Origin of the sequence: Xanthobacter pseudotagetidis (assembly GCF_043194795.2) — a bacterium.
GTDB classification, from domain to species: Bacteria; Pseudomonadota; Alphaproteobacteria; order Rhizobiales; family Xanthobacteraceae; genus Xanthobacter; species Xanthobacter tagetidis_A.
In genome coordinates, this window is the sequence record NZ_CM195534.1 from 2,006,586 (window position 1) to 2,033,038 (window position 26,453).

Annotated in this window: 23 protein-coding genes and 1 tRNA gene; 8 read left to right on the forward strand and 16 right to left on the reverse strand. The window is 62.7% G+C overall.

Going from position 1 to position 26,453, the window contains the following annotated elements; genetic code table 11:
- Window positions 1-101: 101 nt before the first annotated feature.
- Complete coding sequence (locus V5F67_RS09225) at window positions 102-1,307, reverse strand: M14 family metallopeptidase (RefSeq protein WP_394019028.1); 1,206 nt, start codon at window positions 1,305-1,307, stop codon at window positions 102-104.
- Between the two features lie 246 nt (window positions 1,308-1,553).
- Here V5F67_RS09225 and V5F67_RS09230 point away from each other — a divergent pair, with 246 nt between their 5' ends.
- A complete protein-coding gene (locus V5F67_RS09230; protein ID WP_394019030.1) occupies window positions 1,554-2,135 on the forward strand; it encodes an HXXEE domain-containing protein in 582 nt (193 codons plus the stop codon).
- A 196-nt stretch (window positions 2,136-2,331) separates the two neighbouring features.
- Entirely contained in the window at window positions 2,332-3,231 is a 900-nt protein-coding gene (locus V5F67_RS09235) for an HNH endonuclease (protein ID WP_394019032.1), read from the forward strand.
- A gap of 37 nt (window positions 3,232-3,268) precedes the next feature.
- Here V5F67_RS09235 and V5F67_RS09240 read toward each other — a convergent pair whose 3' ends face one another.
- Window positions 3,269-3,820 (reverse strand): recombinase family protein, encoded by a 552-nt coding sequence (locus V5F67_RS09240; protein ID WP_394019034.1) that lies wholly within the window; start codon window positions 3,818-3,820, stop codon window positions 3,269-3,271.
- 355 nt (window positions 3,821-4,175) lie between these two features.
- Between V5F67_RS09240 and V5F67_RS09245 the strand changes: the two genes are divergently transcribed.
- Both V5F67_RS09245 and mcrC read left to right on the forward strand, forming a co-directional pair.
- A complete protein-coding gene (locus V5F67_RS09245) occupies window positions 4,176-6,410 on the forward strand; it encodes an McrB family protein (protein ID WP_394019036.1) in 2,235 nt (744 codons plus the stop codon).
- Complete coding sequence (gene mcrC / locus V5F67_RS09250; RefSeq protein WP_394019038.1) at window positions 6,410-7,537, forward strand: 5-methylcytosine-specific restriction endonuclease system specificity protein McrC; 1,128 nt, start codon at window positions 6,410-6,412, stop codon at window positions 7,535-7,537. The genes V5F67_RS09245 and mcrC overlap by 1 nt, the downstream gene beginning before the upstream one ends.
- 209 nt (window positions 7,538-7,746) lie before the next feature.
- Here the strand turns inward: mcrC and V5F67_RS09255 are convergent, their stop codons facing one another.
- From V5F67_RS09255 to V5F67_RS09275, 5 genes are all read right to left on the reverse strand, one after another.
- Window positions 7,747-8,592: an HNH endonuclease gene (locus V5F67_RS09255; protein WP_394019040.1), complete on the reverse strand. Its 846-nt coding sequence runs from the start codon at window positions 8,590-8,592 to the stop codon at window positions 7,747-7,749.
- 10 nt (window positions 8,593-8,602) lie between these two features.
- Entirely contained in the window at window positions 8,603-10,195 is a 1,593-nt protein-coding gene (locus V5F67_RS09260; protein ID WP_394019042.1) for an AAA family ATPase, read from the reverse strand.
- A gap of 180 nt (window positions 10,196-10,375) precedes the next feature.
- Complete coding sequence (locus V5F67_RS09265) at window positions 10,376-12,418, reverse strand: ATP-binding protein (protein ID WP_394019044.1); 2,043 nt, start codon at window positions 12,416-12,418, stop codon at window positions 10,376-10,378.
- 55 nt (window positions 12,419-12,473) lie between these two features.
- Window positions 12,474-13,427, reverse strand: coding sequence for a hypothetical protein (locus V5F67_RS09270; RefSeq protein ID WP_394019046.1), 954 nt, complete (start codon window positions 13,425-13,427; stop codon window positions 12,474-12,476).
- A complete protein-coding gene (locus V5F67_RS09275) occupies window positions 13,424-14,080 on the reverse strand; it encodes a Fe(II)-2OG oxygenase family protein (protein ID WP_394019048.1) in 657 nt (218 codons plus the stop codon). Before V5F67_RS09275 ends, V5F67_RS09270 begins: the two co-directional genes overlap by 4 nt.
- 440 nt (window positions 14,081-14,520) lie before the next feature.
- Here V5F67_RS09275 and V5F67_RS09280 point away from each other — a divergent pair, with 440 nt between their 5' ends.
- Window positions 14,521-15,192: a hypothetical protein gene (locus tag V5F67_RS09280; protein WP_394019050.1), complete on the forward strand. Its 672-nt coding sequence runs from the start codon at window positions 14,521-14,523 to the stop codon at window positions 15,190-15,192.
- Between the two features lie 71 nt (window positions 15,193-15,263).
- Here V5F67_RS09280 and V5F67_RS09285 read toward each other — a convergent pair whose 3' ends face one another.
- The 9 genes from V5F67_RS09285 to V5F67_RS09325 form a co-directional block, all read right to left on the reverse strand.
- A complete protein-coding gene (locus V5F67_RS09285) occupies window positions 15,264-16,904 on the reverse strand; it encodes a DUF927 domain-containing protein (RefSeq protein ID WP_394019052.1) in 1,641 nt (546 codons plus the stop codon).
- Window positions 16,905-17,022: 118 nt separating this feature from the next.
- Complete coding sequence (locus tag V5F67_RS09290) at window positions 17,023-17,952, reverse strand: hypothetical protein (protein WP_394019054.1); 930 nt, start codon at window positions 17,950-17,952, stop codon at window positions 17,023-17,025.
- Complete coding sequence (locus tag V5F67_RS09295; RefSeq protein WP_394019056.1) at window positions 17,945-18,145, reverse strand: helix-turn-helix transcriptional regulator; 201 nt, start codon at window positions 18,143-18,145, stop codon at window positions 17,945-17,947. The genes V5F67_RS09290 and V5F67_RS09295 overlap by 8 nt, the downstream gene beginning before the upstream one ends.
- Window positions 18,146-18,244: 99 nt before the next feature.
- A complete protein-coding gene (locus V5F67_RS09300; RefSeq protein WP_394019058.1) occupies window positions 18,245-18,895 on the reverse strand; it encodes a hypothetical protein in 651 nt (216 codons plus the stop codon).
- Window positions 18,896-19,102: 207 nt separating this feature from the next.
- Complete coding sequence (locus V5F67_RS09305; RefSeq protein ID WP_394019060.1) at window positions 19,103-19,558, reverse strand: ubiquitin family protein; 456 nt, start codon at window positions 19,556-19,558, stop codon at window positions 19,103-19,105.
- A 165-nt stretch (window positions 19,559-19,723) separates the two neighbouring features.
- A complete protein-coding gene (locus V5F67_RS09310; protein ID WP_394019062.1) occupies window positions 19,724-20,926 on the reverse strand; it encodes a tyrosine-type recombinase/integrase in 1,203 nt (400 codons plus the stop codon).
- A 161-nt stretch (window positions 20,927-21,087) separates the two neighbouring features.
- A tRNA-Thr gene (locus V5F67_RS09315) sits at window positions 21,088-21,163 on the reverse strand.
- A 200-nt stretch (window positions 21,164-21,363) separates the two neighbouring features.
- Window positions 21,364-21,771, reverse strand: coding sequence for a DUF4332 domain-containing protein (locus V5F67_RS09320; protein WP_394019064.1), 408 nt, complete (start codon window positions 21,769-21,771; stop codon window positions 21,364-21,366).
- Window positions 21,772-21,837: 66 nt separating this feature from the next.
- Window positions 21,838-22,218 (reverse strand): DUF2267 domain-containing protein, encoded by a 381-nt coding sequence (locus V5F67_RS09325; protein ID WP_394019066.1) that lies wholly within the window; start codon window positions 22,216-22,218, stop codon window positions 21,838-21,840.
- A gap of 188 nt (window positions 22,219-22,406) precedes the next feature.
- Here V5F67_RS09325 and V5F67_RS09330 point away from each other — a divergent pair, with 188 nt between their 5' ends.
- The 3 genes from V5F67_RS09330 to V5F67_RS09340 all read left to right on the forward strand — a co-directional run bounded on the left by V5F67_RS09330 (window position 22,407) and on the right by V5F67_RS09340 (window position 26,372).
- On the forward strand, window positions 22,407-24,035 hold the full coding sequence (locus V5F67_RS09330) for a helicase HerA-like domain-containing protein (protein ID WP_394019068.1): 1,629 nt from the start codon (window positions 22,407-22,409) through the stop codon (window positions 24,033-24,035).
- A 264-nt stretch (window positions 24,036-24,299) separates the two neighbouring features.
- On the forward strand, window positions 24,300-24,806 hold the full coding sequence (locus tag V5F67_RS09335; protein ID WP_394019070.1) for a hypothetical protein: 507 nt from the start codon (window positions 24,300-24,302) through the stop codon (window positions 24,804-24,806).
- Between the two features lie 144 nt (window positions 24,807-24,950).
- Window positions 24,951-26,372 (forward strand): M20/M25/M40 family metallo-hydrolase, encoded by a 1,422-nt coding sequence (locus V5F67_RS09340; RefSeq protein ID WP_394019072.1) that lies wholly within the window; start codon window positions 24,951-24,953, stop codon window positions 26,370-26,372.
- Window positions 26,373-26,453 lie beyond the last annotated feature (81 nt).

Below are 26,453 nucleotides of genomic sequence, written 5' to 3' on the forward strand. Positions count from 1 at the left end.
GCGCAACTGCCGCCTACGCAGCCCGCGCGGTTGCTAACTCTCCTTACCGCATCTCCATTGGCGTGCGCCGTGAGATCAATGCAGTGGCGGGACGCATGCCGCTACTCGGGATAGTTCTCGGTCCCCTCCGCTCCATCCTTCTGGAACAGAATGAACGCCAGGGGGTTGCCCGGCTCGGCCATAGCGTCGCTGCGCTGTCCCGTCATTTCTCCGGCCACTGGGCTCACATATTCCGCGACCACCTCGCCGAAGCTGTCGCGCTGGATCGCCACCTTCTGCCCGGCCGCGACCTTGGCGTTCAGCTTGACCAGATGCTCGACCAGCCCGCCCTGGGTCGCGAGCACCGGGAGCGCGCTGTTGCCGACGAAGACGCCCACGTCCTTGCCGGTGCGCCCCATCGGCCCGGCGATGATGCCGTGGTGCTTGAGGACGTTCATCGTGCCTTCGACGAACATCGCGACCATCTCGAGGTCCAGGACCCGCGCGGCGCCGATCTCCGGGGTGAACGCAGGGATGCCCGCGTCGATGAAAGCGTTGTGCAGCACGCCGGGATAGACGTGATTGTCGAAGATCTGGCCGACCGGGAACAGCTCCACCATCGCCTTGACCGCCGGGATGTCCATGCCGCCGATATTGAACGCGGTGACGTCGAAGCCAGTGGTGCCGGTGTGAAAGTCGATGGCGGCGTCGGCATTCGGCCGGAGCAGCCGGTTGAACAGCAGGCCGGCATGCCGGCTCGGCGCGGTCAAGCCGTTCTCGTTGCCCGGCCATTCCCGGTTCATGTCGATCAGATCGGCACCCCTTCCGGCATTGGGCCAGCGGCGCTGCATGCCTTCCAGCGCGGGGCGAGACACGTCCGTGACCGCCATCACCGTGCCGGACATCTCGCGCGGGTCGAGCTGGTTCATCACCGTCTGCACCGTGTGCACCGAACTCATCTCGTCCCCATGCACGCCGCTGACCAGGACGACGCGCTTGCCTGGCCTTGCACCCTTGGCGACCGTCACGGAGACATACCAGTGCTGCCCGGTGGACATCTCGACGCCCTGGAAATACAGGCGGTGCGTCCTGCCGGGCTCCAGGTCGGCGACATCGAGGGCGCTGACGACCTTCTTCCCCTGAATGGTGTCGCCGGTATAGACCGTGGCCGCGCGCACACCAGGCGCCGGGCTGGCGGAGGACGGTGCCGGGGCCTGGGCGCTGGCGGAACCGGCATCCGCCACGAGCGCAGCCGAAGCCCCAACCGTAGCCACTGACGCGATCATGAAGTCGCGGCGATCGAGCTGCTTGTCCGGTCGGTTCGTCATGGCGCAGGCCTCCTTCTCTTGTCTCGGGGTGATGTGTCTCGGGCCGAGATGGGCTCGACGTCCGATACGCGTGTCACCTGCGGGCATTGTCGCCCGCCTTAGCGTCCAGATCATGCTCGATGCCGGGGGTGCATAGCGCTCCCGAATTCATAGGCGCGCTGCACATCCTCCCAAGGAGCATGAGGCTTTCGGAAAGCGGCTGCGCCGATAGTATCGGCATCCTTCTCGCCGTGGGGGGCCGTGCCGATGAAAGACCTGAAGCTGTGGCTTGCAAGCCGCTGGGTGGCGGCGGCCGGGTTCATGGCGGCGGCGCTCCTCGCGATCTTGCCCTTGCTGCACGCCGCCTATGCCTTGCCGTTCGTGCTGATATTCCTTCACAGCCCAGGCTACATGCTTCACCAGGTGGAGGAGCACTCGGGAGACCGGTTCCGCACCTTCGTCAATCAACGGATCTTTGGCGGCCGCGATGCGCTCAGCGTCGCAGCGGTCCTTGTCATCAACATTCCGGTCGTCTGGGGCCTCAATCTGGCTGCGCTCTATGCGGCGTATCTTTGGGGCGCCGGCTATGGGCTGGTGGCCCCCTATGCGATGCTGGTGAACGGCATCACCCACATCGGCGCCGCCCTGCGCTTGCGCTGCTACAATCCCGGACTGGGAACGGCGCTGTTCGTATTCCTGCCGCTCAGTCTATGGACGATTTTCGCGGTTGGGCCTGTCGGCGCCAGCTTTCACTATGCGGCGCTGGGCCTGGCTATCGCCCTGCACGCCCTCATCATCGCCAACGTTCTCGCGCGTGTCAGGCGGTTGCGGCTTGAAAGAACTTCGTAGGCATCACGCTGTTGCGGATAGCGCTGAGAATGACGCAGGCCGGCACCATACTCGGAAACGACCGCGACAGCCTCCGGCCAAGTGCATCTGATCTCGTTGCGCTCGCCATCCAGGCACGCGGTTGAGCCCGCTCCCATTCGGCACAACGTCGACCGGTCCCCTGCATCCGGGCAGGCTGAAGCGCTAAGGTAAGGCCATGGGATTCGGCGTCTTCATCCACAGAACCGATTCGATCTACGACGACAGCCCGGCGGAGCGGTATCAGTTCCCGCGCCAGTATCTGGGCCGCGTGGAGGCCTGTGCCGGTGATTGGATCGTCTATTACGAACCCCGAAAGGTGGTGGAGACGCGTGGCTACTTTGCCATCGCCAAGGTCGCGGACGTGGTGCCTGACCCAACAGCTCCTGGCATGTTTCTCGCGCTGATCGAGCCCGGCAGCTACCTCGATTTCCCCAACGCGGTGCCTTTCACCGATGCGGCGGGTGTCATCGAACAAGGGCTGTTGAACGAAGACGGACGCATTTCCGGTCGCGCTCAGGCCGCCGTGCGCTCGCTCTCGCCAGCCGATTTCGATCGCATCCTTGCTCGGGGGCTTGGGGACGGGCCGACCATACTGCCGCGCGTCGACAGCGATGCGCCTCTAGATGGCTTTCAGGAGGAGCATGTCCCTTTCGCCTTCGAGGAGAGCCGCGCGCGTGTCAGCTACTTGTCTTCGCGCCTCGTTCGAGATCGCGTTTTCCGCCGCACCGTGCTCAAGGCATATGATGAACGCTGCGCGATCAGCGGCCTCAAGCTGATCAATGGTGGAGGACGGGCAGAGGTAGCGGCCGCGCACATTCAGCCGGTCCAGGCCAATGGTCCGGACATCATCAGCAATGGCCTGGCTCTGTCCGGCACCGCGCATTGGATGTTCGACCGCGGACTGATCAGCCTGTCGGACGAATTGGAGATCCTGATATCGCGGCAGGCCAACGATCCCGATGGCGTGCGCGCTTTCATCAACCGAAGCGGCCGTGCTCTGGCGCCGCGGCGCATATTCGAACGACCGCACCCCCGCTTTCTCAGCTGGCACCGCGAGCACTGTTTCAAGCAGTGATAAGGTCTGCGCCGCTGTCAGGGCGGCGCCATTCCAATCAAGGGTCGGGAGTAATTCGGCTGATGGTCGCTTTGCTCACGCCCATGATGCGCGCGATTTGGCGGACGCTCTCGCCGGCTTGGCGAAGCTTTGCGACGTAGGCGCGCTGCTCGATTGTCAGCGAGTGTTTGCGCCCGAACTTGATGCCTTGCGCCTTTGCTCGCGTACGCCCTTCGCTTGTTCTGGCCTTGATCAACTCGCGCTCGAACTCGGCGAGGCCGCCAAGCACTGTCAGCATTAGCCGACCATGGGGCGTCGTAGTGTCTGCCCACGCGTCAGAAAGGGATCGAAAAGCCGCGCCCTTCTCCCCCACCTCTGCCAGCACGTTCAGCAGGTCCCGTGTCGACCGTGCCAAGCGATCGAGCCGGACCACCATGAGCACGTCGCCTTCAGACAGGCTCGCAACGCAGCGCCGCAGCTCGCGTCGGTCGGTCTTTGCTCCGCTCGCCGTCTCGGCGAATATCTTCTCGCAGCCTATGGATTTGAGGTGTTCGATCTGGGTTTCGAGCGTCTGCCCATCAGTTGAAACGCGTGCATAGCCAACGATCATCTGCACATTATGAGACTAATAAATGAGACAATCAAGTCGTTGAAAAACAAGAAGGCGAAGAATGTCTCAGATATTTTGATTTCTGAGACGCTGTAACGACGCTTATTGCACTCACCGCTACGAACGGACTTTCGATTCCGCGCCAGGAGCGGACTCGGGCTCAACTGCAGAAGGGCGACATTCATAGCAACACACTCCGGGAGAATAGGCTATGTGTAGATGCCGGAAGTATGGGGATGATTCGAGCGACTGTCGTTGCGAGGGTCCCAAGGCCAAGCGATGCATGAACTGTTAGGATGCGGTCATCAACAAATGCCTATATCTCCTTAAATTGAGTGCAACACAGGGTCGACGGATGAACTTCAAAACAGAAAGCCCAGGCGCTCAATTTTGGTTCGTCGGTGCAAGCTACGGCGGGAGCGCGGATCAGACTGAGCGATTTCTCTCCGAAGGTATCTGGGAGAACGGATACACTGACCGCTATGTAGACCTCGTCCAGGCGATGCGGCCCGGAGATCGGATTGCGATCAAGGCTGCATATACGCGCAAGCACGATCTGCCCTTCGAAAACCACGGTCGCTCCGTTTCGGTGATGGTGATCAAGGCCATAGGCAAGGTGATCGAAAATATCAACGATGGACGGCGCATCCGTGTCGAATGGACGAAGGTAGAGCCGCCGCGGGAGTGGTACTTTTTCACCCATCGTGTGACCGTCTGGCGCGTTCTGCCGGGCGATTGGCAAGCTGATGGCCTGATCAATTTCGCCTTCAATAGACAGCCCCAGGACATCGAGCGCTTCTGCAATGCGCCGTATTGGCGCGAGCGCTTCGGGACAAAGCTTGCCGGGTCACCCAACCGTTTCGCCTGGACGTCGTTCTACGAAGCCGTCGCATCGGCGCTACTGAAGTACCGGAGGGACCGCGGACCGCTCGTAGCCTTTATCGAAGACATGTCGCGACGCCTGCAAGGGATGGGGTATCTCAGTAGCGACCGATATGCTGATGGCGGTGGCTTCGTCCGGGACATCTGCCCCTTCACCGTGATGGGGCTGTTCAATCGGGGCGTGACCACCGAGAACCGGCGCTCCATCGCGGGGGAACTCGCGTCGTTTCTCGGGGTAACTGAGAAGGTTCCGGAGTCGTTCGATGGCGTTCCGGTGCTATTCCAGATGAAGTCCTGGTTCTTTCCGCGCGAGGTCGATCGTACGCGCGATCACATTGATGCCCTGTGGCGCGTATTTTCGGCCGGCATCGAGCTGGCCGACACGGAAGACGATGCCGCGCGCATCGAATTCGTTCAGGCGTTCGACGACGCTATGCGTCGCCCGCTTGTGGGATGGAATCTTACCATTGGCCTATACTGGTCGCAGCCATGGGTGTTCGCGAGCCTCGACAGAAACTCTAGAAATTACATTGCCGAACGACTTCGCATACAGATCGTCGCCAGTGGTCAGAACGGCCGCAGCAGCGCAACAGACTACGTCGATTTGGTCCGCAAACTGCGGACGCGCTTCGAAGAAGTAGACTATCCTGTTCATTCATTCCCAGAGCTGTCGCTCGAGGCGTGGCGACACAAGGTTGGGAGCGGACCCAGCGAGGATGAGATTGAAGGGCGAGGCGAGGAAGACGGTGAGACTGATGATGGAAAGACTGCCGCGAACGTCGATCAGGCCATCACACCGCCGCCACCGCCCACTAGTCCATACACCGTGAAGGACATCGTCTCCGACGGCTGCTTCCTCAGCCTTGTTGAGATTGAAGGCATGCTTGCCAGGCTTCGCGACAAGAAGAACCTGATCCTGCAAGGACCGCCAGGCACAGGGAAGACGTGGCTCGCGAAGCGGCTTGCCTTCGCGCTGGTCGGAGCGCGTGACGACAGCAAAGTGCGTGTCGTTCAGTTCCACCCCAACCTTTCCTACGAGGACTTTGTTCGCGGTTGGCGGCCAACTGGCGACGGCAAGCTCGCGTTGGTTGATGGCGCATTCATGGAGGTGATCACCGCAGCCCTGAAGGAACCGGGCGCGAAATACGTGGTAGTCATCGAGGAGATCAATCGTGGGAATCCGGCCCAGATTTTCGGCGAACTCCTCACGCTATTAGAGGCGGGCAAGCGCACGCCCAAGGACGCCATAGAACTTTGCTACGCGGACGCCGATGGCAAACGTCGACCCGTCCACATCCCCGAGAACGTCTTCGTCGTAGGGACGATGAATATTGCAGATCGTTCGCTCGCTCTCGTTGACCTCGCACTGCGCAGGCGGTTCGCGTTTGTGAGTCTAGAACCCAGGCTAGGCGAAGCTTGGCGGAGGTGGGTCGTCGACGTGTGCAAGATGGACCCGGACGGAGCGAAGAACATCGAGACCCGTCTGATGACGATGAATGAGCGGATCGCAGCCGACTTACGCCTCGGTAAGCAGTTCAGGATTGGGCACAGCTACGTAACGCCCACTCACGTACTTCAAGAGGGCGAGACCAGGGATTGGTTCCGTCGGGTCGCGCAGACAGAGATACTGCCTCTCTTGGAGGAATACTGGTTCGATGCATCCGGCGAGCCGCAGAAGGCGTTCGATACGCTGATGCAGGGCTGGTAATGGACCAGGCCGTTGTCTCGAATAACAGAGTGGTCGCGGGAGGGGCTGGCCTCGTTGGCCAGATCCCCATCCGGAATCTGTGGCTTCTGATGCTCTACGACTCTGATCTCTTCCGCGTGCTGGGCGGCACGATGGTGGCGTTGGAAGGGATGCCGGACAACCTGCCCGACCTAGTCGCAGAGATCCTGGTGCACGCCGTGGAGGAACGTCAGCGCAGGCAGTTCAGTTTTGGCTTCCAGCAGAACCATGCCGTTCTGTGCAGGGTCCGCGGCCGGATTGATGTCCTAACGACAGAGCGGCGTCAGCTACTCTCGCGTGGTTTGATATCGTGCCGATTCGACGAGCTCACCGTCGATACTCCGCGAAATCGCTTCGTCCGCGCAGCGCTGGAATCGGTCTCTAGGTTCGGCCTCCGGCGCGATCTTGCACATCGCTGCCGACAGCTGGCAAATTCCATGAAGTCCATGGGTATTTCCGGCGATGTCCCGACGATCAAGCAGATGAGTCTCGATCGATTTGGGCGTCACGACGCAGACGACAGACTGATGGTGGCTGCCGCTAGATTGGTGTTCGACCTCGCCTTGCCAACCGAAGCAGCTGGAGCAAGCAGTTTCGCTATGCCGGATCGTGATGAGGTCTGGGCGCGACGTTTGTTTGAACGCGCGGTCGGCGGCTTTTACGAGGTTGTTCTCGCCCCCGCGGGCTGGGAGGTTCGGCGGGGCAGCGCCCTGCAATGGCAGATCGAACATGCGACAAGCGGGATCGGGGCGATCCTTCCCCACATGCGGACCGACATCGTTCTGACCCATCGACCGTCGGGCCGCCGCATTGTGATCGATACGAAATTCAACTCAATTCTGACCAGTGGCTGGTACAAGCAAGAAACGCTGCGGAGCGGTTACCTGTACCAGATTTATGCATACCTCCGCTCTCAGGCAGGCCGCGGTGATGCCTTGGCAGACAGCGCCAGCGGCTTGCTGTTGCATCCGGCAATCGACCAGATGATGGACGAAGCAGTCACGATACAGGGGCATGTCTTGCGTTTCGCGACCGTGGATTTGGCGGCATCAGCTTCGGACATTCGTAGACAGCTGCTCCGCGTGGTCGAACCGCACGGCGCAGCTTAACCATCTGCCTGAGCGCCGATGTCACCACGCTTCAACACCGACTCTTTCAACGACATGCGCTAGGATCGGAAGCTCGGTTGATGCTCGATAGCGGACCTTCCGCTTCGCGCCCCGTTTCGGACGTTTAGCAAGTAAATAGCCAATCTCAAAAGCTGCCATCTCGATTCGCGGGTAAGAAAAGACGCTCAGTGTTTTCGCCGCGAAGGCCGTCACGGGATGGTGAGATAGCCGCCGGTCACGAACCATGCGTCGGCCGCGAGCGCGCGATAGGTCGCGTATTGCCAACTGTTGGGCCGCGTCGAATGGAGATCGCGCTCCTCGTCGAGGAATTGTTGGACCGCTTGCGCCCCACCGCGACCCGCCTGCAATTTCAATCGATCCCGAACGATGGGCAATTCGTCGTTGGCGTTGGTTGTGAAGGTCATCGCTAGTCCGCACGCATCGAAATGCCGCCGAACTCGGTCTTGATCTAGCGCGGGCCATGCCGGGGGAGCAGCCGTGTCGAACACAAGCACCGGCGGGGGGCCGGGATTGAGTGTCGCCCGCACCCAGTTTTCCGCCAGCAGGTGCTGATCAAAATAGGGGTGAAAGGTCTGTTGTCCGGCTGTGGCAGGGTATTTCTCGCGCTTTTTATAGTTGCAGAAATGGCAGGCCGGCACGAGGTTGATCGGCAAGATTGAGAGATCTGGATAGCGTGACTTGGGCAGATGGTGGTCGCAATGCGCGACATTACCCACGCCGCACAGTGGACAACGGTTATTCGGCGCAGCGTTGCGGATTCGGTCATAGACGGCGCGGGCCGCGCCGTTAGTCGTGCTTAGATGCGCTTCGTAGAGCCCTATCAGCTCTGGCTTGGTAACCGCGCCGACCGACAGGACGCGCGGGATAAGGTTGAGTGCCGCCACCGTGGCGTTTTGCTGATAGGTTGCACCGGTGTTGGCAAGAGTCTGGGTGATCGCCGTCAGACGAGCCTGTAGATCAGGCTCGGTCGTCCCAATCAGGCACATTGCGAACACGTCGGCTTGCGTATCAGCGGGAATCGGTAAGGTGCGCATTTTAGATCACTTACTCATCCGCATCGGGCGACAGTGGTGGGACTATGCTGAGTGCACGCGCTAGCGATCGCGCTTCACCACCAAGACGGTCGCCGAACTGCGCGATGACTTCGTCGTACCCACCTTGCTGCACAGCCTCGCTGATAAGGCGGTGAAACCCGGTCTGAATGACCTCAAGCCCGAATACCTCACGCGTGAGAATGCCGACATTCTCGCCGAAGGTCTCTAGTTCGGGTCGGTCGGCGCGCGAGGCGACACCCGTCCTGTTTAGCACCCACGCGCACGAGCGCGGCACCTCCTGCAGTACGACCGGCGAGTGCGTTGCGACAATTGCGACGCCGTTACGATTAATTAGAAGCTCACTCAGCGCGCGAATAAAGGCTGACAACAGCGGCGGATGAAGGTGCCCCTCGGGCTCATCGATCAGGACGAGCGACTTTTCCTCTACCAGCTCAACCAAACGCGATATTGTCAGCAAGACGACACAATGTCCCGAGCTCAGTCGCCGGAACCATTTGCGCGTGCGACCCTCCCAGCCTTCGGCTGTATCGTCGACCACGGCTCTGGCGTTCGCGTCAAGAAACAAGGGATCGGCCTCGAGCAGCTCGACCGCGCGCAGCCAGCGTCGTCGTCGTGCGGCGCCGCGACAGGCTGCAATGCTCTTAATGAAATCCCGGGCGAGTTCCGGGCGCCCCTTGATGGTAAGCGTCGCCAGTTCGTCGTCGTTGTCGCCAGGCGGCGAGATCTGTTCTGCCGATTCGCGGATAAGTCCGATATAGGCGTACCTCACCTCCAGTCGGGAGTTCGAGGATACAAGGGGGCCATATTCGTCGAAAGGGCTGAACGAAACCGTGACTAGGCCTGCGAAGCCGTGGCCCTTTCCCGAGAACGGACTGACCTGCCCCAGTAGATCGAGCGGCCCGATCTCGCCTGCAGGCCCGCCGTCGCGGGCCGGAAGGCCGAAGAAGGCTCGCGATAGAAAATCGAAGCAACGCGTCTTGCCTACACCGTTGCGGCCGATGACGACATGGACATTTGTAGGGGGCTTGGACGCGGGGGTAACTTGGAAGCTGAGCTGCGGCGGAGCGTCCATCGTGCGCGGATCACCCGGAAACGTAAAGCGGAACGCGAAATTGGTCAGCGCAGCATCGCCAGTCGCGAGCCGGTTGAAGCGGTTACGCACTCGATCTGTATCGATATCGCGCAGCAGTGACCGCCTTAGTACTTCTTCGGCCTGATATTCTTCCAGAATCGCAGGGGTCTTCGCGATATCGCGAATCGCATCGAGAAACCAGTCGCGATATGGATCACCGAGTTCGTTGAGCTGTTCATAGTAATTTTCAGTTTGGCCAATCGAGAACCATGGCGCATCGAGGCGTGAGAAAGAGACTGGCAGCCAAGCCGAAGTGATGGCGGACTGGTCCGTCATACCTGCCCGGGCGATCTTCACGTGGCCGATATCGATTCGCTGATTGTCCTGCGTGACCACAATCACATAGAACTGGGTAACCCAGGTAAACCAGTCGTTCCAATTGTCCCGGACGAGCAAAACTTCGTTGCCGCTGCTGGGCGCGGTTGTGAATTCAACGATTCTAAAATCCATTGCGTCTTACATCCATGCGTCCAAAGCGATTTCGATATGATTCCTCGCTTTTGTCCAGGCCGCCTATAGCGGCCCACCGGTTGGTGTCGCAGCTCACCGTTTGACTCGATCCATGCAACATGTCCTGCTACCCTAGACGTCAGCCTTCGGAATGAACCTTTCCCCCGCAGAACTATTTCATTATCGATCGTGAGCGCCGCCTGCGAGCCCTACCGGGGTCAAAGCCTCCGGCTGATCGCCACCATTTTCGTCCTCGACGATGACACCTTCCAGAAACCGGCTGTGCTTTTCCTGCAGATATTTGATCGCGGTACTTTCATCAGCGGAATGCTGCAAGTGCTCCTGGAAGAACTGAAGCCGAGCTCGATTTTCCTCGATGAGTTCGCCCCATGTCTTTATACCTACAATATGTCTCGGTCCCCTTGCGATTAGGCGGCGCTCGCGATCAGGTCCATTTTCGATTTCCTGTCGGGCAAACTCATTATAGGCGTTGGAGACCAGCCAGAAGTGCCAACGCACGCCATTAACGGTCGAGAATCGCTCGTCTGAGGTAACGGCGATCGCATATTTTTTCGCCTGCGTAATCTCATCTGAACCGATCTTCACATTCGGAGCCTTCAGTTCGACTATCATGTGTTCGATGTCGTTGGCGCGATGCCGTCGCGTCGAGCGTGAGAACATCAGGTCGATGATGCCTCGCGCCTTGCCGATCACTTTCACGGGTTCGTCAATCGCGATGTTCGGATCGAGATGGTCGCGATGCTTCTCGAGAACGCGACGAAGATCCTTGTCGCTCACCCAAAGATTGTACTCTTCGCCGAAAACCCAGGTGTTCTCGGCGAGGATTTTGTGAAGCTGGGTGCGCTCCTTCAATCGGCTTTTGGTTTCTGGGTCGAAAACGATCGACTCCATTGCTGATATGAACTTCAACCGATCGGCGACGGTCTTGGCGGCGGTGATGATCGCAGACAGCGTCGTTTCCTGCAGGAGGTTCGCAAGCTCCTTCTGCTTGCGCGCCGGCAGGTCCAGCACCTCCTTCAGGATGAGCTGCAACTCCTCGGGTCCGCGCTCGATGGCGTTGCGCAGCATGCGAAGGTGCAGCGCCTTCGCTTTCGCCGAACTGATGCCAAGATCCGGCGCGAGCTCCTGAACCTGGACCGCGACGATGTCGAAAACCTGACGTTCGACCTTCTCGACGGCATTCTGCGGCGTGCCGCGATAGGGATAGACGTCTTCGGCGATCCACTCATCGACCAATGATCGCGCCCTTTCCGCCGATTTGTCGCGGAAATAGTCCTTGATCACCGAGCGGGCATTTTCGACGGCTGCGCTCAGCGGGTGGTCCATTTCCGAGAGCGCGACGCGCTCTTCGTTGTGCAATTCCTCGACATAGGTGGATTTCAGATAGGCTGAGAAAGAGAAGCCGTGAATGTGGAAGCGCGTTTCGACCTGATCCAACGGAAACCCGGTCGCGGAGCAGAGATAGAGGACACGCCGCGCGTCGGTTCGCCATTCAATGACCTCGAGCTCGACATCGTGCCGGGTACCATCATCCTTCTCGATCGGCGGCAGTGACGCTTTGTGATGACTGGCGATCACCTTCTCTGGATCGAGCCTCTGGCTGGCGATCGAGATCGACACGCTTCGATAGTTCATCAGGTAGAGCGCGAAAATCTCGTTCAGGTCCTGAAGGCCGTCTTCGCTCTCGAATGTCTTGAAATCACGCCGGAGGTCTTCGATTTCGACGATGACGCCCGTTGAGCGCTCGGGTGCCGGCACTTCCTCGGTGATGGTGACGTCGGTGAGATTGGCATCGAGGAGCCGGACCTCGAACGCCTTACGCCCGGACGGATCGTCATAGCAGACCTTCCAGGTGGCCGACTGGCCGAGGGCGAACGCCTTGTAGCGGCCGCGCCCTTCCTGGCCGTGGATCATGCGGTGATTGCGTTTGGTCTGGCGGACGTGGCGTTTCCACGAGCCGCCGAGATTGCCGAACAGCGCACGGGCGTCGCTGCGGGAAAAACCGTCACCATTGTCGTAGACGACGATTTTAGACATGCCGCCTGCGAGATCGTGGTGCGCGAACTCGACGGATACCTCGGTGGCGTCTCCATCGAGGCTGTTCCACAGCAACTCGGCAAGGGCAGGTACCGGCTTCGCCTTGGTCTGCCGCGCAACGAAATCATCCCTCACCGCAACTGATACGTGTTCCTCGCCAGCCATTTTTCCCCCCGCCCGGGCCCTTACACGGGCCAGTTTCACACGCCGATCGCGCCGTTCAGCGTTCGTTGTTGTCATCCTCATATCCGGAATAATCATCTTCCGGTGCATAATATTCGGCAGCATCGTAGAATTGCGTCTTCTTGTAGCGATCGCTCAAACCGACCACGGCGAGACGCGACAGGCCATTGATCTTGAGGCCACATGCGACACACTCGAACCGGTTCGGCAGGAACTCCTGGGTTTCGGTGATCTCGCCGTCACTTAGCCGTTGCTGAGGTGCGGAGACCGGTTCGCCCCAAACGAGTGCCTGGGAAGTGCAGGCCGGGCAGTCGACCCGATGGCCAGCATGCCGCGTAGCCCAGACCGCTGCCTGTGTGGTCAGAGTGTCGCGCTCATCACCGGTCTTTGCGAGCCATACTTTCTTGTGCGCCTCCACTTCGCCCTTCACCACCTTCGCGCTTTCATCGACCGCGGCGGCGATCAATTTCGTCGCGACATTCGCCTCATCCTCCCCGAGGAAATCCTTGAGCGTCGCCCCCATAGAGGTGAGAAGAATCTCACAGGTTTGGTAAAAGCGGGGCTGCCAGGACGATCCCTTGACCCCGTCGAACGCAAGCTCGCCGGAATGAAGTTCGGCGTTGCGGCGGCCCGTGTGCTGGACGCCAAAGCTTTCGTGCTCTTTGGCGAAATCCGGGAAGATGGCAGTAAGCCGCTTGAAGACCTCGCTGACGGCGATCGATTTTGGCACGAACCGCTCCTCCGTGGGCGTGAAACCCAGCGCATGATACAGGCTCGACCAAGTCTTGTCGGTGTCCGCGATCAGGGCGGGACTGACATTGGCGAGTGCGGCACGGGCGAGAAATTCGAGCGCAAGGCTGGACCACAGGGCATATTCCCAGTCGTCACTGTCGAATGCGCTCATATGCTGGATGTAGCGCTCCGCCTTGAGATAAAGCGCTTCCGGATCGTACGAGGCCGGCGTCGTGCCGGGTGAAATCGACTTCTTCAATGCAGTGCCTCCAGATAGACGCGCTCGATCGCCCGGGTCTCGCGCCCGGCAAGGATCGGGGAGCGCGCATGCAGCATCCGCCAGTTGTCGATCAGGAGCGTGTCGTGCGTTTCGGCCAACGACAACGCGATCGGCGTGCAGATCGAAAGCCATTCGCGAACACGCAGGTTGGCGACCTCGCCGATCCTACTCGCCGGCTTCAGAAACACCTCGTCCCAGCGGACCCGCACGACATCGTCGACAGGCTCGCAAAGGCGCAAGAGCGAGACGCTCCCCTCACGCGGTCGGCGCGGCTTGAAGATTGCGCGTCCCAGAACGTCTAGGGAGACGGCGTCGATAAGGTCGTGCCCGTCGATCATGAGCGTCGGCACATCGGCAAAACCGGTGATGCAGCGCAAGAGGAGGTAGCGCGGTGGCGTGCGCCAGTGGGCAAGATCCGAATGGAACGGGAATCGATCAAGGCCATAAATGCCACTATAGCTGTTGGGCGCAGCCTTAGTGCGCGGCACGAGCGTCTGGATGAGCCCATTTTCCCACGGGACTAGAGGTTTGCCGAAACGCTCCGCGATCTCGACGATACTGTCTTTCGGTCGATGACTGCTGAAAAAGATGTAACCAACCTTCCGAAGCCCGTCTCTGATTTCTAGTGTCATTCTGACACGCGGTGCTTGGCACGATGCACGGCAACCTCCTACTGGCCCCCGTTTTACCGGGAGTGTACAGCGCGTTTTCGCGCAGGATCAACGTCCGCTATGTAGCATGGGGCTTTTTCATCAAAACGGCCGCGATGGGTCGGGTGCAGAAAGGTTGGCTACACTGCATTCGCTACCGGATAGCTGTAGTCAGGAGACGGCCCATTCCGGACGCTAGACTTGGGAGCATCAACATCTCTGGAACGGACGCTCCGTGATTTACTGAGGGTCAGCACCTGTCTCCTCCCGTAAAGCGCTACATTTCCATGGGGACCGTAGGCCGATAGACAATATGCCACCCCTTAAAATCGGACAAAACATGAACATCGTTGACATGTGAACGGTATTATGATACAATATCGATGCGCATAGCTGCACCCCCCTCAACATGGAGCATCATCATGACTGCCATCGAAGCCTCTTCATGCCTCGTGCTGTTCACCAAGAACGGGGCTGGCAAAGCGCAGGCCGGCCGCTTTGCCGCCGACAACATCGAGCGCGCCCAGGCCGCGGCTACCAAGCTGGGCCTCTCCTGCGTGCCCTTCGGGGAAGGCGGTGACGCCGATCTGCTCGCGGCGCTGCCCCCCGGCCGCTTCGGCGAGAATGATCGACCGTTGCTCGCCAACATCAAGACCGACATTTTCAAGCGGCTGTCCCTCATGGCCGAGGCGCTGGGTTCCGGCGATGATGACCACCAGGAGGCTGAAACCGAAGAGAACGTCACCGCCGAGAACAAGGATAGCGGAAAGCCTGCTGCTGCCTCCGGTGCCGTGAAGGGCAAGAAGGCTGCGCCCATGCTTTCCATCAAGTCGGATGCGGCTTCGGGCGACACCACCATCGGCGTCGTCATGAAGGAGGGCGGCACCCACTGGCCGCAGCTCACCAAGGGCGACGTGGTGCTCGCGCCCGACTTCAGCGAGGGAGAATATGGCGGCTGGTGGGAAGCCGTTGTGCGCGCCCGCAGCGACAGCCACGTCACCCTCGACTGGCGGGACTACCCCGACTTTCCCCCCTTCACCCGGCAGATCACCCAGATCGCGCCGCTGCACCCCGACTGCGTGATCAACGCCTGACACGGGCTGATCCGGACGGTTAGAGGCAAGAAAGGGGCGGCTTCGGCCGCCCCTCTCTTTTGTGCGGGCGATCAGGCTGCGTCGCGGTTCGCCTCCGGGTCCCGCTGGAGCACCTTCTCAGCATCGAACAGCAGGAAGTCGGGTCGGGCGGGCTGAAGTCCCTGCACGCGCAGCTGTCGCACCCGCCGGCCGGGCTCCTTGCCGGGAAGCAGGTAGCCGCGATCGGCGAGGATCGCCTCGACCTCTTTGGCCTGGTGCGCCGGAACGAATCGATCAAGGCGGTCGCGGAGCAAGGCGATCACAGAGCGACCCGAGATCTCCCGCCGGATGCCGTAGAGCTTCCCTACGGCCTTCGAGCTGACTTTCTCGCCTTGACCCACCTCGGGGAAGCGGGCCTCATCACTCGCTTGCTTGCGCAGCGTCGCAATCAGATCCTCGGCAGCCGAAGCCGGAGGGCGGACGATCTCCCAGGCCCGACGATGGACCATGCGTATAGCGAGCCCCGCCTGCTTCTTTGTCCAGGGCGCCAGGCCGAAATCCACCGCCAGCATGGCCGCCGCATAGACCACGGCGAACTTGCGGGCAAAGCGGTCCGCGAATGGCGTGGTCGCGGGCACGACCCTGGCAACGAAACGCTCGGCGTAGGCCTTCGCCTTGCTCGTGGCCTTCCCGTCGCTCAGGAACTTGCCCAGGAAGCGTCGGACGGGCACCCCGTACCCGACGCGGATGGCCTCCTCCACCTGCCGGGCCAGCGCGCCGCGCTGCTCGCCGGACATTTCACGGTCGAAGATGCCCCCAACCTCTCGCCGGGGAATGGGGATGCCGATGAGGCGAACCAGCTCCCCGTCGTTGCGCTTCTGCGGACCACCGTCGAGCGGTTCCTCGCCGGAGGACAGGCCAAAGATGCGGAACGCCACATTGCGAAGCGTCGGGTCCGCCACGGCCTTCTGAGAGCGCCGGCGTCCCTGCCCCCCGCACAGCTTGTAGGCGATGGCTTGCAAGCGTTGGAGGCGCCTGGCTGGGGTGCCTTCAATGCGTCCCGTCTCGTCCAGCACGAGGAGCGAGTGATTGCAGGCCGCGGCTTCCTCCTCCAGGGCGCGGTCGGTGAGGTCGTGGGAGCGCAAATGCGAGCGGCCAGCTTTCTCGATGACCGACTGGGCCGCCAGCGTGGCCAGGCTCTTGCCGGTGGAGCTCTCGCCGAAGAGGTGGAAGACCGCTCCTTCCTCCTGGCCGATGGGTTCGAGAAGGCAGCCTGCGAACCCCACGGCGATGGCGAAGGTGAGATAGCTCGACCCGGCACACGGCGCCCTCAGGCCTTTCCGCCACGTGGAGACCTTGCCGAGCGTACAAAGGTCCGCCGGCGCGGGCCTCATGGGTCGTAGGGTGCGTAGCCTGCCGATGGGACCATCGGGCAGAAGAAACGTTCCGCCCTCATGCCAGCCCATGACACTGGTCGAGCGAACCACATCGCATCCCCTAGCCTGGAGGGCGGTCTTGAGTGGCTCGAGCCAGTCCTCGGGGATATCGGCGCCGAGGTCGGCGAGAAGCCGCTTGGCGCCCCGCGGGTCGTCGATCTGGCCCCGGCGGACGAGGGCTTGGCGCCATCCCCCGTCGACGGATCGGAACTCGACCAGAACGTGATGCTCGCCGGTGTCGACGTCATGACGAATTTCAAGAGGCCGCACCCAGGCGGCGTTATGCGCGCGCGTCATATGAAAAATCCCTTGTCGTGTGAGCCATCAGTGGCTCACGTGGAGCTCAAGTTGGCCTTCACGCGCGCGCCGCGCGCGTGAAGAATGGAGTGGAATCAACGGCTTGCAGTGTTGGCGGCTAGAAATCGTCTTCCTCGTCATCGCGGAGCCAAAACGGCAGGCTGTATGGCTTGCGGCGGACTTTGACGATTTGCCGAAAAGACGTCGGGTCGACGAGCGGGCGGCGACTAAGGCGCATGCCAATCACGCGAAAGCGCTCGGTGACGGCTTGTCGCAGAAGCCAACTGTCGTGCTCCGCCACGGCATCAGAAGGGACCTTCACGCTCCGCTGCCGTTGCCTGCCCTCCTCGTCGAGATAGGCGACACGTTTCTCAACGGTGCGTTTCAGCACATAGCCGACGGAAGTGGCGAGTTCGCTGCGTTGCACCGGCTTGAACATGACTGGCTTGTGGGTTTGACATGATGTCTTCAGGCTAAGAGCCTCTTTCAACTTAGATTTGTCGACACCGGCGGCCAGCAGGTGGAGATGTGGTTGCCAGAAACACTCTCCCTCCCTCTCGTTGACGGATACGTCGACGCCAGCCACACCCTTGAGGTTGCTCTTTATGCCTCCAAGACGGTCGAGACGGCGGTCGAGCCACTTGAGGAGCGTCGCCGGATTGCAGCCATAAAGCTCGCCTTCATCTTGCCTCCAGGCGTCGTTGACAATCGTGATGAGCCACAGGTCACCTTCGCAGTCCTGCAGTCGCTCCCAGATGCGAACCACGAGACGGCCTCGTTCGATGCGGGATGCGACGTGACAAGCGGCCGGGCAGGTGCCCACGTTTTCGCAGCCCCTTTCAGAGGCACAGGCCGTGAGCTTGGTGATCCGGCGCGCTGGCTTGGTGATGCCCAGGCGCGCGAAGCGCCTGAGCTGGGACCGTCGGCGCGAGCCGACGTCGTCGCGGGTCTCGAAGTCTTGGATGCCGGCTCTGGTGAGGGCCTGCTGCAGGGCCAGCTCCGCCCTTAGTGACTCGGGCAGGAGCTTGTTGCGGGGATGCCTACGCATCGCCCACCCCCTTCTCCACCAATGCGGTGATGTCGGAGGCGCGCCATCGCACAGCACGAGCGCCAATCTTGACCGGCGGGGGATAAAGACCCACCCGGATTCCAGCGTAAAGGCTGGCGCGGGAAATGCTCAGAATGAAAATCACGTCCTGGAGCTTCAGCAGGCGATCTGGCGATGTTTTATCTTCTTGCATCTCAACCTCAGTTCTTGAACGAGGTCGAACTTGCCGAGATGAGGGGGCGTGCGGCTGCATTTGCACGGGTCGATTTGCAAATGCAGCCGACTCTGCCTTTCAGCCCCGGTAAAGACTTTCAGCCTTCTCTATTGCCATGAGCCATTTATCGACGGTACGGCTTTGCAAAACGACATTCGCGGATGTCAACCAGCTCTCAACCTCAGATGCGATCTTGGGACTGCTCAAGCGCATGTCGCCATACTTGAGGCGGAGAGCTGCGGCGGCGATCATAAAGATGCTCTTTTTCTCTTTACCTCCATTCGCATCTCCAAGCGTTCTCAACGCGTCCCGCAGTGCTTCAAGCTCTTGCTCCAGATCCGTCTTGGTCATGTGGTCTGATCTATATGCCTTCCTATGCTTCTCGCAGGCATCCAAAAGGCCTTCCGGAAGAGCGATGTCGAGCCGCTGAAGTCGAGCAAGCAGAAAGGCCGGGCTTGGCTTTGACTTCGAAGAAGCTCGGGAGATCAACGTAACCAAATCGGTAAATCGGCGGCTTGACGAGACCTCTTCCGGCAACTCGGCCGGGGAGTATCCCATGATAAGTGCTGCTGCCTCGGCCGCCTTCCAGTATCGAAGCTTGGACCAGTGATCGACAATTTCATCCCAGCGGCCGAACGCCAAGGCGTGAGCTTCACGATCCGGGTACGGAGAGGATGCCAAGGTTTCGGAGCGTTGGATGTTGCGGTTCAAGGCCAGGTCGTCTGACATATTGCGGTCCTTTCTGATTGCATGCGTAGAGTGGGCCACTGCATGAACCGAACTGAACATGCGTGGTCGTTTCCCGCCGGTGAGTGCGGGATCGGAGGAGCATCTGGGGGCATGGTCTTCCCGTTTGCCGCGAACGCGTCCGCGATAGCTCAGATGCTGAAAGGCTGATGAAAGGCTGGGTTTAAGGGCTCGCGGCCCTTCGCGGTGCTAGCCTTTGATGGTGATCTCGATCTGGTCGGGGGAGATGCCCAGGGTGCGCGCCAGCGCTTCCTTGGCCTCCGCAATCGTCAGCTGAAGCGGAAACCCACCCGCGTCAGCTGTCCCTCCCTCTTCCTCGTCCGGCGAGATGCTTTCGAGGTCGTCGCGTTCGCCTCGTGCACTCTTCGCCATGCTGGCCAGCGTGAAGTGCCACTCGATCCGGCTGGGGTTGCCCTTGCGCCCCACGACATAGACCCCCAGCCCCGCCGCTTGGAGTTCCTTGGCGACGGCGGTCGCCTCCGAGACCGGGACCTTGAGAAGGTTCGCAAAAAAATCGATCTTCGTGGCCGAGCTGTTGTTCGTGCGGTCGGCAAAGTGATCAAAAATGCGTTGCGCCCAGGGCTGTTGGGTGTAAAGCTTCCGAATGGCCTGGACTGTCTTTTGCCTTTCGTTGCTACCGGTCACTGTTGGTCCCTCGTCGCGTCGTCCCTGTGCATTCGTCACATATGGGCGATTTGGACCCTCAAGGCAATCTAGAAACGCCTAGGCGAGGGTAAGTTTTGCCCCGGTCGACCGATGGCAGGTCAGATAATCGAAACAATTCAGTGGTTTGCGCGCTTTGTCGCGCCCTTATTTTCTTATTGGCTTTAGCCTCCGGAACTCATCCAGCATATCGGCCCAGGTCTGCATCAGCGCCACGCGCTCGGACCAATAGGTCGCCCGATTGTAGGCCCGCCGCACCTCGTTCTGGTCCAGATGCCCGAGCGCCGCCTCGATCACGTCCGGCGAATGGCCGCGCTCGTTCAGGATCGAGCTGGCCGATGCCCGGAAGCCGTGGGCGGTCATCTCGTCCTGCGTGAACCCCATGCGCCGCAGCGCCGAGTTCATGCCGTTCTCGCTGATCAGCTTCTTGTTCGACCGGATGGAGGGGAACACCAGTTCGCTCGCCCCCGAGAAGGCGCGAATGTCGTCGAGCACGCTCAGCGCCTGGCGTGACAGGGGCACCATATGGGCGCGGCGCATCTTCATGCGGATGGCGGGGATGTTCCAGACAGCCTTGTCGAAGTCGAACTCGTTCCACCGCGCGCCGCGCACTTCGCCCGGCCGCGCGAAGGTCAGCGCCGTGAACAATAGCGCCGCGCGCAGCGTGGGCCAGCCGTCATACTCATCGATGGCCCGAAGCAGCCCGCCGAGGGCCACAGGGTCCGTGAGAGCCGCACGATGGACGACCTTCGGCCGCTCCAGGGCATCCTTCAAAGGCGAAGTCGGGTCGGTTTCCGCCCGCAGCGTCGCGATGGCATAGCGGAACACGCTGCCGATGGCCGAGCGCAGGCGACGTGCCGATTCTCTGCGGCCGCTTCGCTCCACTTGGCGCAGGATATCCAGAACCTCCACCGGCTTGATCTCGGTGATGGGGCGGCTGCCGAGCGCGGGCCCGGCGAGCGTCTCCAGCAGCCACTTGTTCTTCTTGATGGTGGCATTGGCGGACTCTCGCGTTTCCAGGCGCGCGATATATTCGGCCGCGAGCAAAGCGAACGTGTTCCCCGTGGAGATGGTGGCGTTGACCTTCTCGAGCTTGCGGGCAGTCGACGGGTCCTGGCCATCCAGCAGCAGTTTCTTGGCCTCATCCCGCTTCTGCCGCGCATCGGCGAGAGAGACGGTGGGGTAGGGGCCGAACGAGATCTGCTTGGGTTTGCCGAGGAATCGGTAGGCGAGACGCCAGATCCTGCTGCCGCTCGGATTGACGAGAAGATGGAGGCCACCACCGTCAAATAGCTTGTATGGCTTGTCCTGCGGCTTCGCATTGCGCAGCGCCATGTCCGTCAGCGCCATGTAGGCACGCTCCCTTTGTAGGCATCGAGACGCCTACAAATTTGCCTACATGCCTACAAGATTCAAGCGGAAGAGATGGGACCAAGCTGGACGTCAGAAGCGCCTATCGCTTTGAAATCAAAGCGATATTGGACATTTTCGGACGCTTCTGGATGGTGAAATGGTGCCGCGGAAGGGATTCGAACCCCCGACCCACGCATTACGAATGCGTTGCTCTACCAGCTGAGCTACCGCGGCGCGCCGCCTCTCATACGGGCAGGATGGCGGCTTTTCAAGGGCTGGGCGCGGGATCGGCCTGGAGCATGGGCCCATGCGCGTCCAAGACGACGCCGGCCGGCTCGCCCACGGGATCCGCAGGCGAGATAAAACAGGGCGCAGGCCCGAGGCGTCTTGCCTCCGGCCTGCCTCGCTCCGGCTTTCCTTATCCCGTCGCCGCGTCAGTAAGTGAGGATAGGCGGCAGATCCTTGGCCTGGGCGATCCACTTCTCCACCATGCTCTCGGCGGGCAGCAGGCGCACCAGCTTCTTCTTCTCGTTCACCTCGGCCATGGCCTTGGTGAGGTTGGCGGCGTTGCGGGTCTTCAGCTCCTTGACCGTATCGACGCCCGCGGCCTCCAGCAGCTCGGAATATTCCTCGGCAACGCCCTTGATGCGCATCAGGTCGGCCATGTTGGCCCATTTGAGGACATGCTTCTCGTCGATGCCGGCCTTCTCCGCCAGGGCCTTGCGCTCCTTCGGCGTCTTGGCGGCGTCGAGCAGCGCGCCGGTGTTGGTGATGCCCGCGGTCTTCAGCTTCTCGGCCATGACCGGGCCGATGCCCTCGATGTCGATGATGGGATAGGACATGATCTCCCCCTCAATGGCGCGGCTCAAGCGGAGCCGCGACGATCAGGCCCACAACCGGGGCGAAAGTCAAACCAGCTGCCGCAGGCCCGGTATGGCGCGCACCACGCCGTCCACACTTTCGGCGCCGGCCGTCTCGCGGGCATAGGCGACCACCTCGCGCGTCGCGCTCTGCACCTCGCCCATGGTGAGGCCGAGCGCCATCATGCGGTTCGCGAGCTCCATGAGGCGGGCCATGCCGCCGAAATGACGATTCGCATGCGTCGGCGGCGGCGCCTCCGGCGCATCGGCCTGCGCCTCGATGATCCAGGGATGACGCGCGACGAGCGGGGCCATGGCCGCGGCGGGAGCCTCCCGCCCGAGGAACTGGACCACGATCGCCACCACCGCCCGCCCGGTGTCGCGCGGAAGCCCGACATGCGCTTCCAGCCGGTCCAGCAGTTCGTCCATGTCGCCTCCCCGGCGGTTTTCGGCCTCAGAGATAGCCGGTGAATTTGAAGGCCGCGCGACGATCCCGCAAGGCGCAGCGCACAGGCGCGGGCGATGCGCCGCGGCAAGCCGCTTGCCCCGGTGCCGTGAAACGGGCGAAAACAGCCCCCTGATCCATCTTCCGCCCGAGACGCGCGAGAGGAGACCCCATGACTGCCCCCGCCGCCCCGAAGCCGGCCGCCGCCTCCCTCGACCCGAAGGCTCCCGACGGCGACGGCAAGATCTATCTGGGCCGCAGCTTCACCGGCGCGGGCAAGGCGCGCCGCGCCAAGGACGAGTTCCTCACCCTGCGCCTCGCCAATCGCCATGGCCTCGTCACCGGCGCCACCGGCACCGGCAAGACGGTGACGCTCCAGGTTCTGGCCGAGGGCTTTGCCCGCGCCGGCGTCCCGGTGTTCGCCGCCGACATCAAGGGCGACCTTTCCGGCATCGCCGAGCCGGGCACGCCGAAGGACTTCCTGCTGGCGCGCGCCGAGGAGGTGGGCATCGACTACCAGCCGGACAGCTTCCCGGTGATCTTCTGGGACATGTTCGGCGCGCAGGGCCACCCGGTGCGCGCCACCATCTCGGAGATGGGGCCGCTCCTGCTCTCGCGCCTCATGGGGCTCAACGACACCCAGGAAGGCGTGCTCAACATCACCTTCCGCGTCGCCGACGAGCAGGGGCTGCTCCTGCTCGATCTGAAGGACCTGAGGGCGATGCTCGCCTTCGTGGCGGAGAATGCCGCCACCCTCGGCGCCCAGTACGGCAACGTGGCGCCGCAGACCGTGGGCGCGATCCAGCGCCAGCTCCTGGTGCTGGAGAACCAGGGCGCGGACAAGTTCTTCGGCGAGCCGGCGCTGAACATCGCCGACCTCATGCGGGTGGACCGCTCGGGCTACGGCACCGTCTCCATCCTCGCGGCCGACAAGCTCATGGGCGCGCCGCGCCTCTATGCCTGCTTCCTGCTGTGGCTGCTCTCCGAGCTGTTCGAGCATCTGCCGGAGGTGGGCGACCCCGACAAGCCGAAGCTGGTCTTCTTCTTCGACGAGGCGCACCTGCTGTTCGACGAGGCGCCGAAGGTGCTGCTGGACAAGGTCGAGCAGGTGGTGCGGCTGATCCGCTCCAAGGGGGTGGGGGTCTATTTCGTCACCCAGAACCCGCTCGACGTGCCGGAGAGCGTGCTCGCCCAGCTCGGCAACCGGGTGCAGCACGCGCTGCGCGCCTTCACGCCGCGCGACCAGAAGGCGGTGCGGGCCGCGGCCGAGACCTTCCGCCCTAATCCCGACCTCGACACCGCCAAGGTGATCATGGAGCTCGGCAAGGGCGAGGCGCTGGTCTCCATGCTGGAGGGCAATGGCGTGCCGTCCATGGTCGAGCGCACGCTGGTCCGCCCGCCGTCCGCGCGCGTCGGACCCATCACCGAGGCCGAGCGCGCGGCCGTCATGGCGAAGAGCCCGGTCGGCCATATCTACGACCAGCCGGTGGACCGGGAGAGCGCGTTCGAGAAGCTCCAGCAGCGGACCGAGGAGAGGGCCCAGCCGCCGGCGCAGGCCGATGCCGGAGGCGGCGGCCTGCTGGGTGGCATCCTCGACAGCGTGCTCGGCACCGGCGCGCCGGCGCCGGGCGGCGCCAGGGGGACGGGCACCGGCGCGGGAGCGCCGAAGGGGCGGACGTCGACCCGCATGTCCACCACCGAGGTGGTGGTACGGCAGGTGGCACGAACGGTGGCAACCCAGGTGGGCACGCAACTCACCCGGGCGATTCTGCGGGGCATTCTCGGCAACATCAAACGCTGACCGCCGGCGGCGCGGTCGGCCGCAAACGCGCGCTTCGGGACCGCGCGGCCTTGCCGCGTCGCGGTTCTCCTCCTCGGCTGAAAATCACGCTGCGGCAGTCCGATATTGGTCTGAGGGCTGATGTCGGAGGTTGCTTCGGTTGCCGGGTGCCGCTATTTTCGAGTGCGAGTCGATACGATTGCGGGGTCGTGTCGGCCGGAGCTGCTCAACGCCGCACGTCTGGCAAAGTTGCGGACCGGACGTGCCTCCATATTGGAGCGCCCCATGAAGGTGTTACCAACCGCCCGCATTCTACTCGTGGATTCCCAGGTCGAGCGCCGTGAGGCGACCCGGCAAGCTTTGACCGCCTTCGGGGTGGGGGCGATCGTCGAGGCATCGAGCTTCGAGGACGTCCAGCCGCCGGTGGGGGCCGGCAAGGTCGACGTTCTGGTCGTGCAGGTCGATGATGCGGACCAGGTTCCCGAAAATCCCTACCGCGACGGCGGCAGCGTGCCGGCCATCCTCGTGGTCGAGGTCGCGGCGCCCATGGTCGCACGTTCGGCCGGCCGCGCCGGCTACGTGCCGGCGTCGGGGCGCCGGTGCAGCCGCGCCTGCTCTACCGGCGGATCGGCTCGGTGCTCCAGCGCGCGCGGCGTGCCGCCCGGCCTTCTTTATCGGTGGCGAAGCCCGAGATGGCGGGGCTCGCCGAAGTCGGCTGAGCTTCGCGGTAAGTCGCCGGCCCTTTCGCGCCGCGTGGTTCGCGGCGCGCGATGCCGTCCATGGAGCATCTGACGACCGGCTCGCCCCATGAGCCTGCAGGCGGCTGCCGTCGCGCGCCCGTTCGCATCGCGCGGCGGCGCTTGCAAGGCGCGTCCTTCGCGGCCAGCATCCCGCGTGTGCGTCGGCGGTGATGGCCGGCGACGCGGGGAGATGCAGATGACGGCAGGCGGCGCGCAGGCGAAGGATGGGCTTTCCGGGGAGGCATTGCAGCGCAAGGCGCTCGATGCGGTCGATGCGGGACTCGACGCCTCGCTGGCGCGGCTGTTCGGCTTCCTCCGCATTCCCTCGATCTCCACCGATCCGGCCCATAAGGGCGATTGCCGCGCGGCCGCCGACTGGGCCGCGGCAACGCTGACGGACCTGGGACTGGCGGCCACCGTCATTCCCACCACCGGCCATCCGGTGGTGGTGGGGCGCACCGATACCGGCGCGGCGCGCCGGGTGCTGTTCTACGGTCATTACGACGTGCAGCCCGTGGACCCGCTCGAACTCTGGGAGACGCCCCCCTTCGAGCCGCGCTTCGGCGCCGGCGCGGCCGGCCGGCGCACCATCGTCGGCCGCGGCGCCAGCGACGACAAGGGCCAGCTGCTCACATTCCTGGAGGCGCTGCGGGCGTTCCGCGCCGCCGGCGGCGCGCCGCCGGTGGACGTCACCGTGTTCCTGGAGGGCGAGGAGGAGTGCGGCTCGCCGAGCCTGCCCGGCTTCTTCGCCGCCGAGGCGGATCGCTTGAAGGCCGACCTCGCGCTGGTCTGCGACACCGGCATGTGGAGCGCGACCACGCCGTCCATCACCACCTCGCTCAGGGGCATCCTCTCAGTGGAGGTCACGGTTGCCGGGCCGTCCCGGGACCTGCACTCCGGCCTTTACGGCGGAGCGGCGCGCAATCCCATCCACGTGCTCGCCGACATCCTCGCCGCGGCGCGCGGCGCCGACGGGCGTGTCGCCATTCCCGGCTTCTACGACTCGGTGCGGGAGATGCCGCAGGAGGTGCGCGAGGCCTGGGCACGCCTCGCGCTCGGACCGGAGGAGTTCCTGAAGCCGGTGGGCCTCTCGGTGCCGGCGGGCGAGAGCGACCGCATGCTCATCGAGCAGATCCAGTCCCGTCCCACCATGGAGGTGAACGGCATCTTCGGCGGCTATACGGGGGAGGGGACCAAGACCATCATCCCCTCCAAGGCCACGGCGAAGATCTCCTTCCGCCTGGTGGCGGACCAGGACCCGGCGCAGATCGCCACGGCCTTCGAGGCGTTCGTGCGGGCCCGGCTTCCGGCCGATTGCAGCGCCACCTTCTCCGGCCACGGCGGCAGCCGCGCCTTTCTCGTCGACCCCGCGAGCCCGGACCTTGCCCATGCGGCGCAGGCGCTTCGGGAGGAATGGGGTGTCGCGCCGGTCATGGTGGGCTCGGGCGGCTCCATTCCCATCGTCGGGCAGTTCAAGAGCCGCCTCGGCATCGACACGCTGCTGATCGGCTTCGCCCTCGACGACGACCGCATCCACTCCCCGAACGAGAAATACGACGTCACGTCCTTCCACAAGGGGACCCGCAGCTGGGTGCGCATCCTCCAGGCCCTGGGCTGAGCGGCGCCATCTTCCGGGTGTCGCGCAATCGTGCAAGGAAGGCGGGATGAAAGGGAAATCCCGCGCGGGCGGGACCGGCGG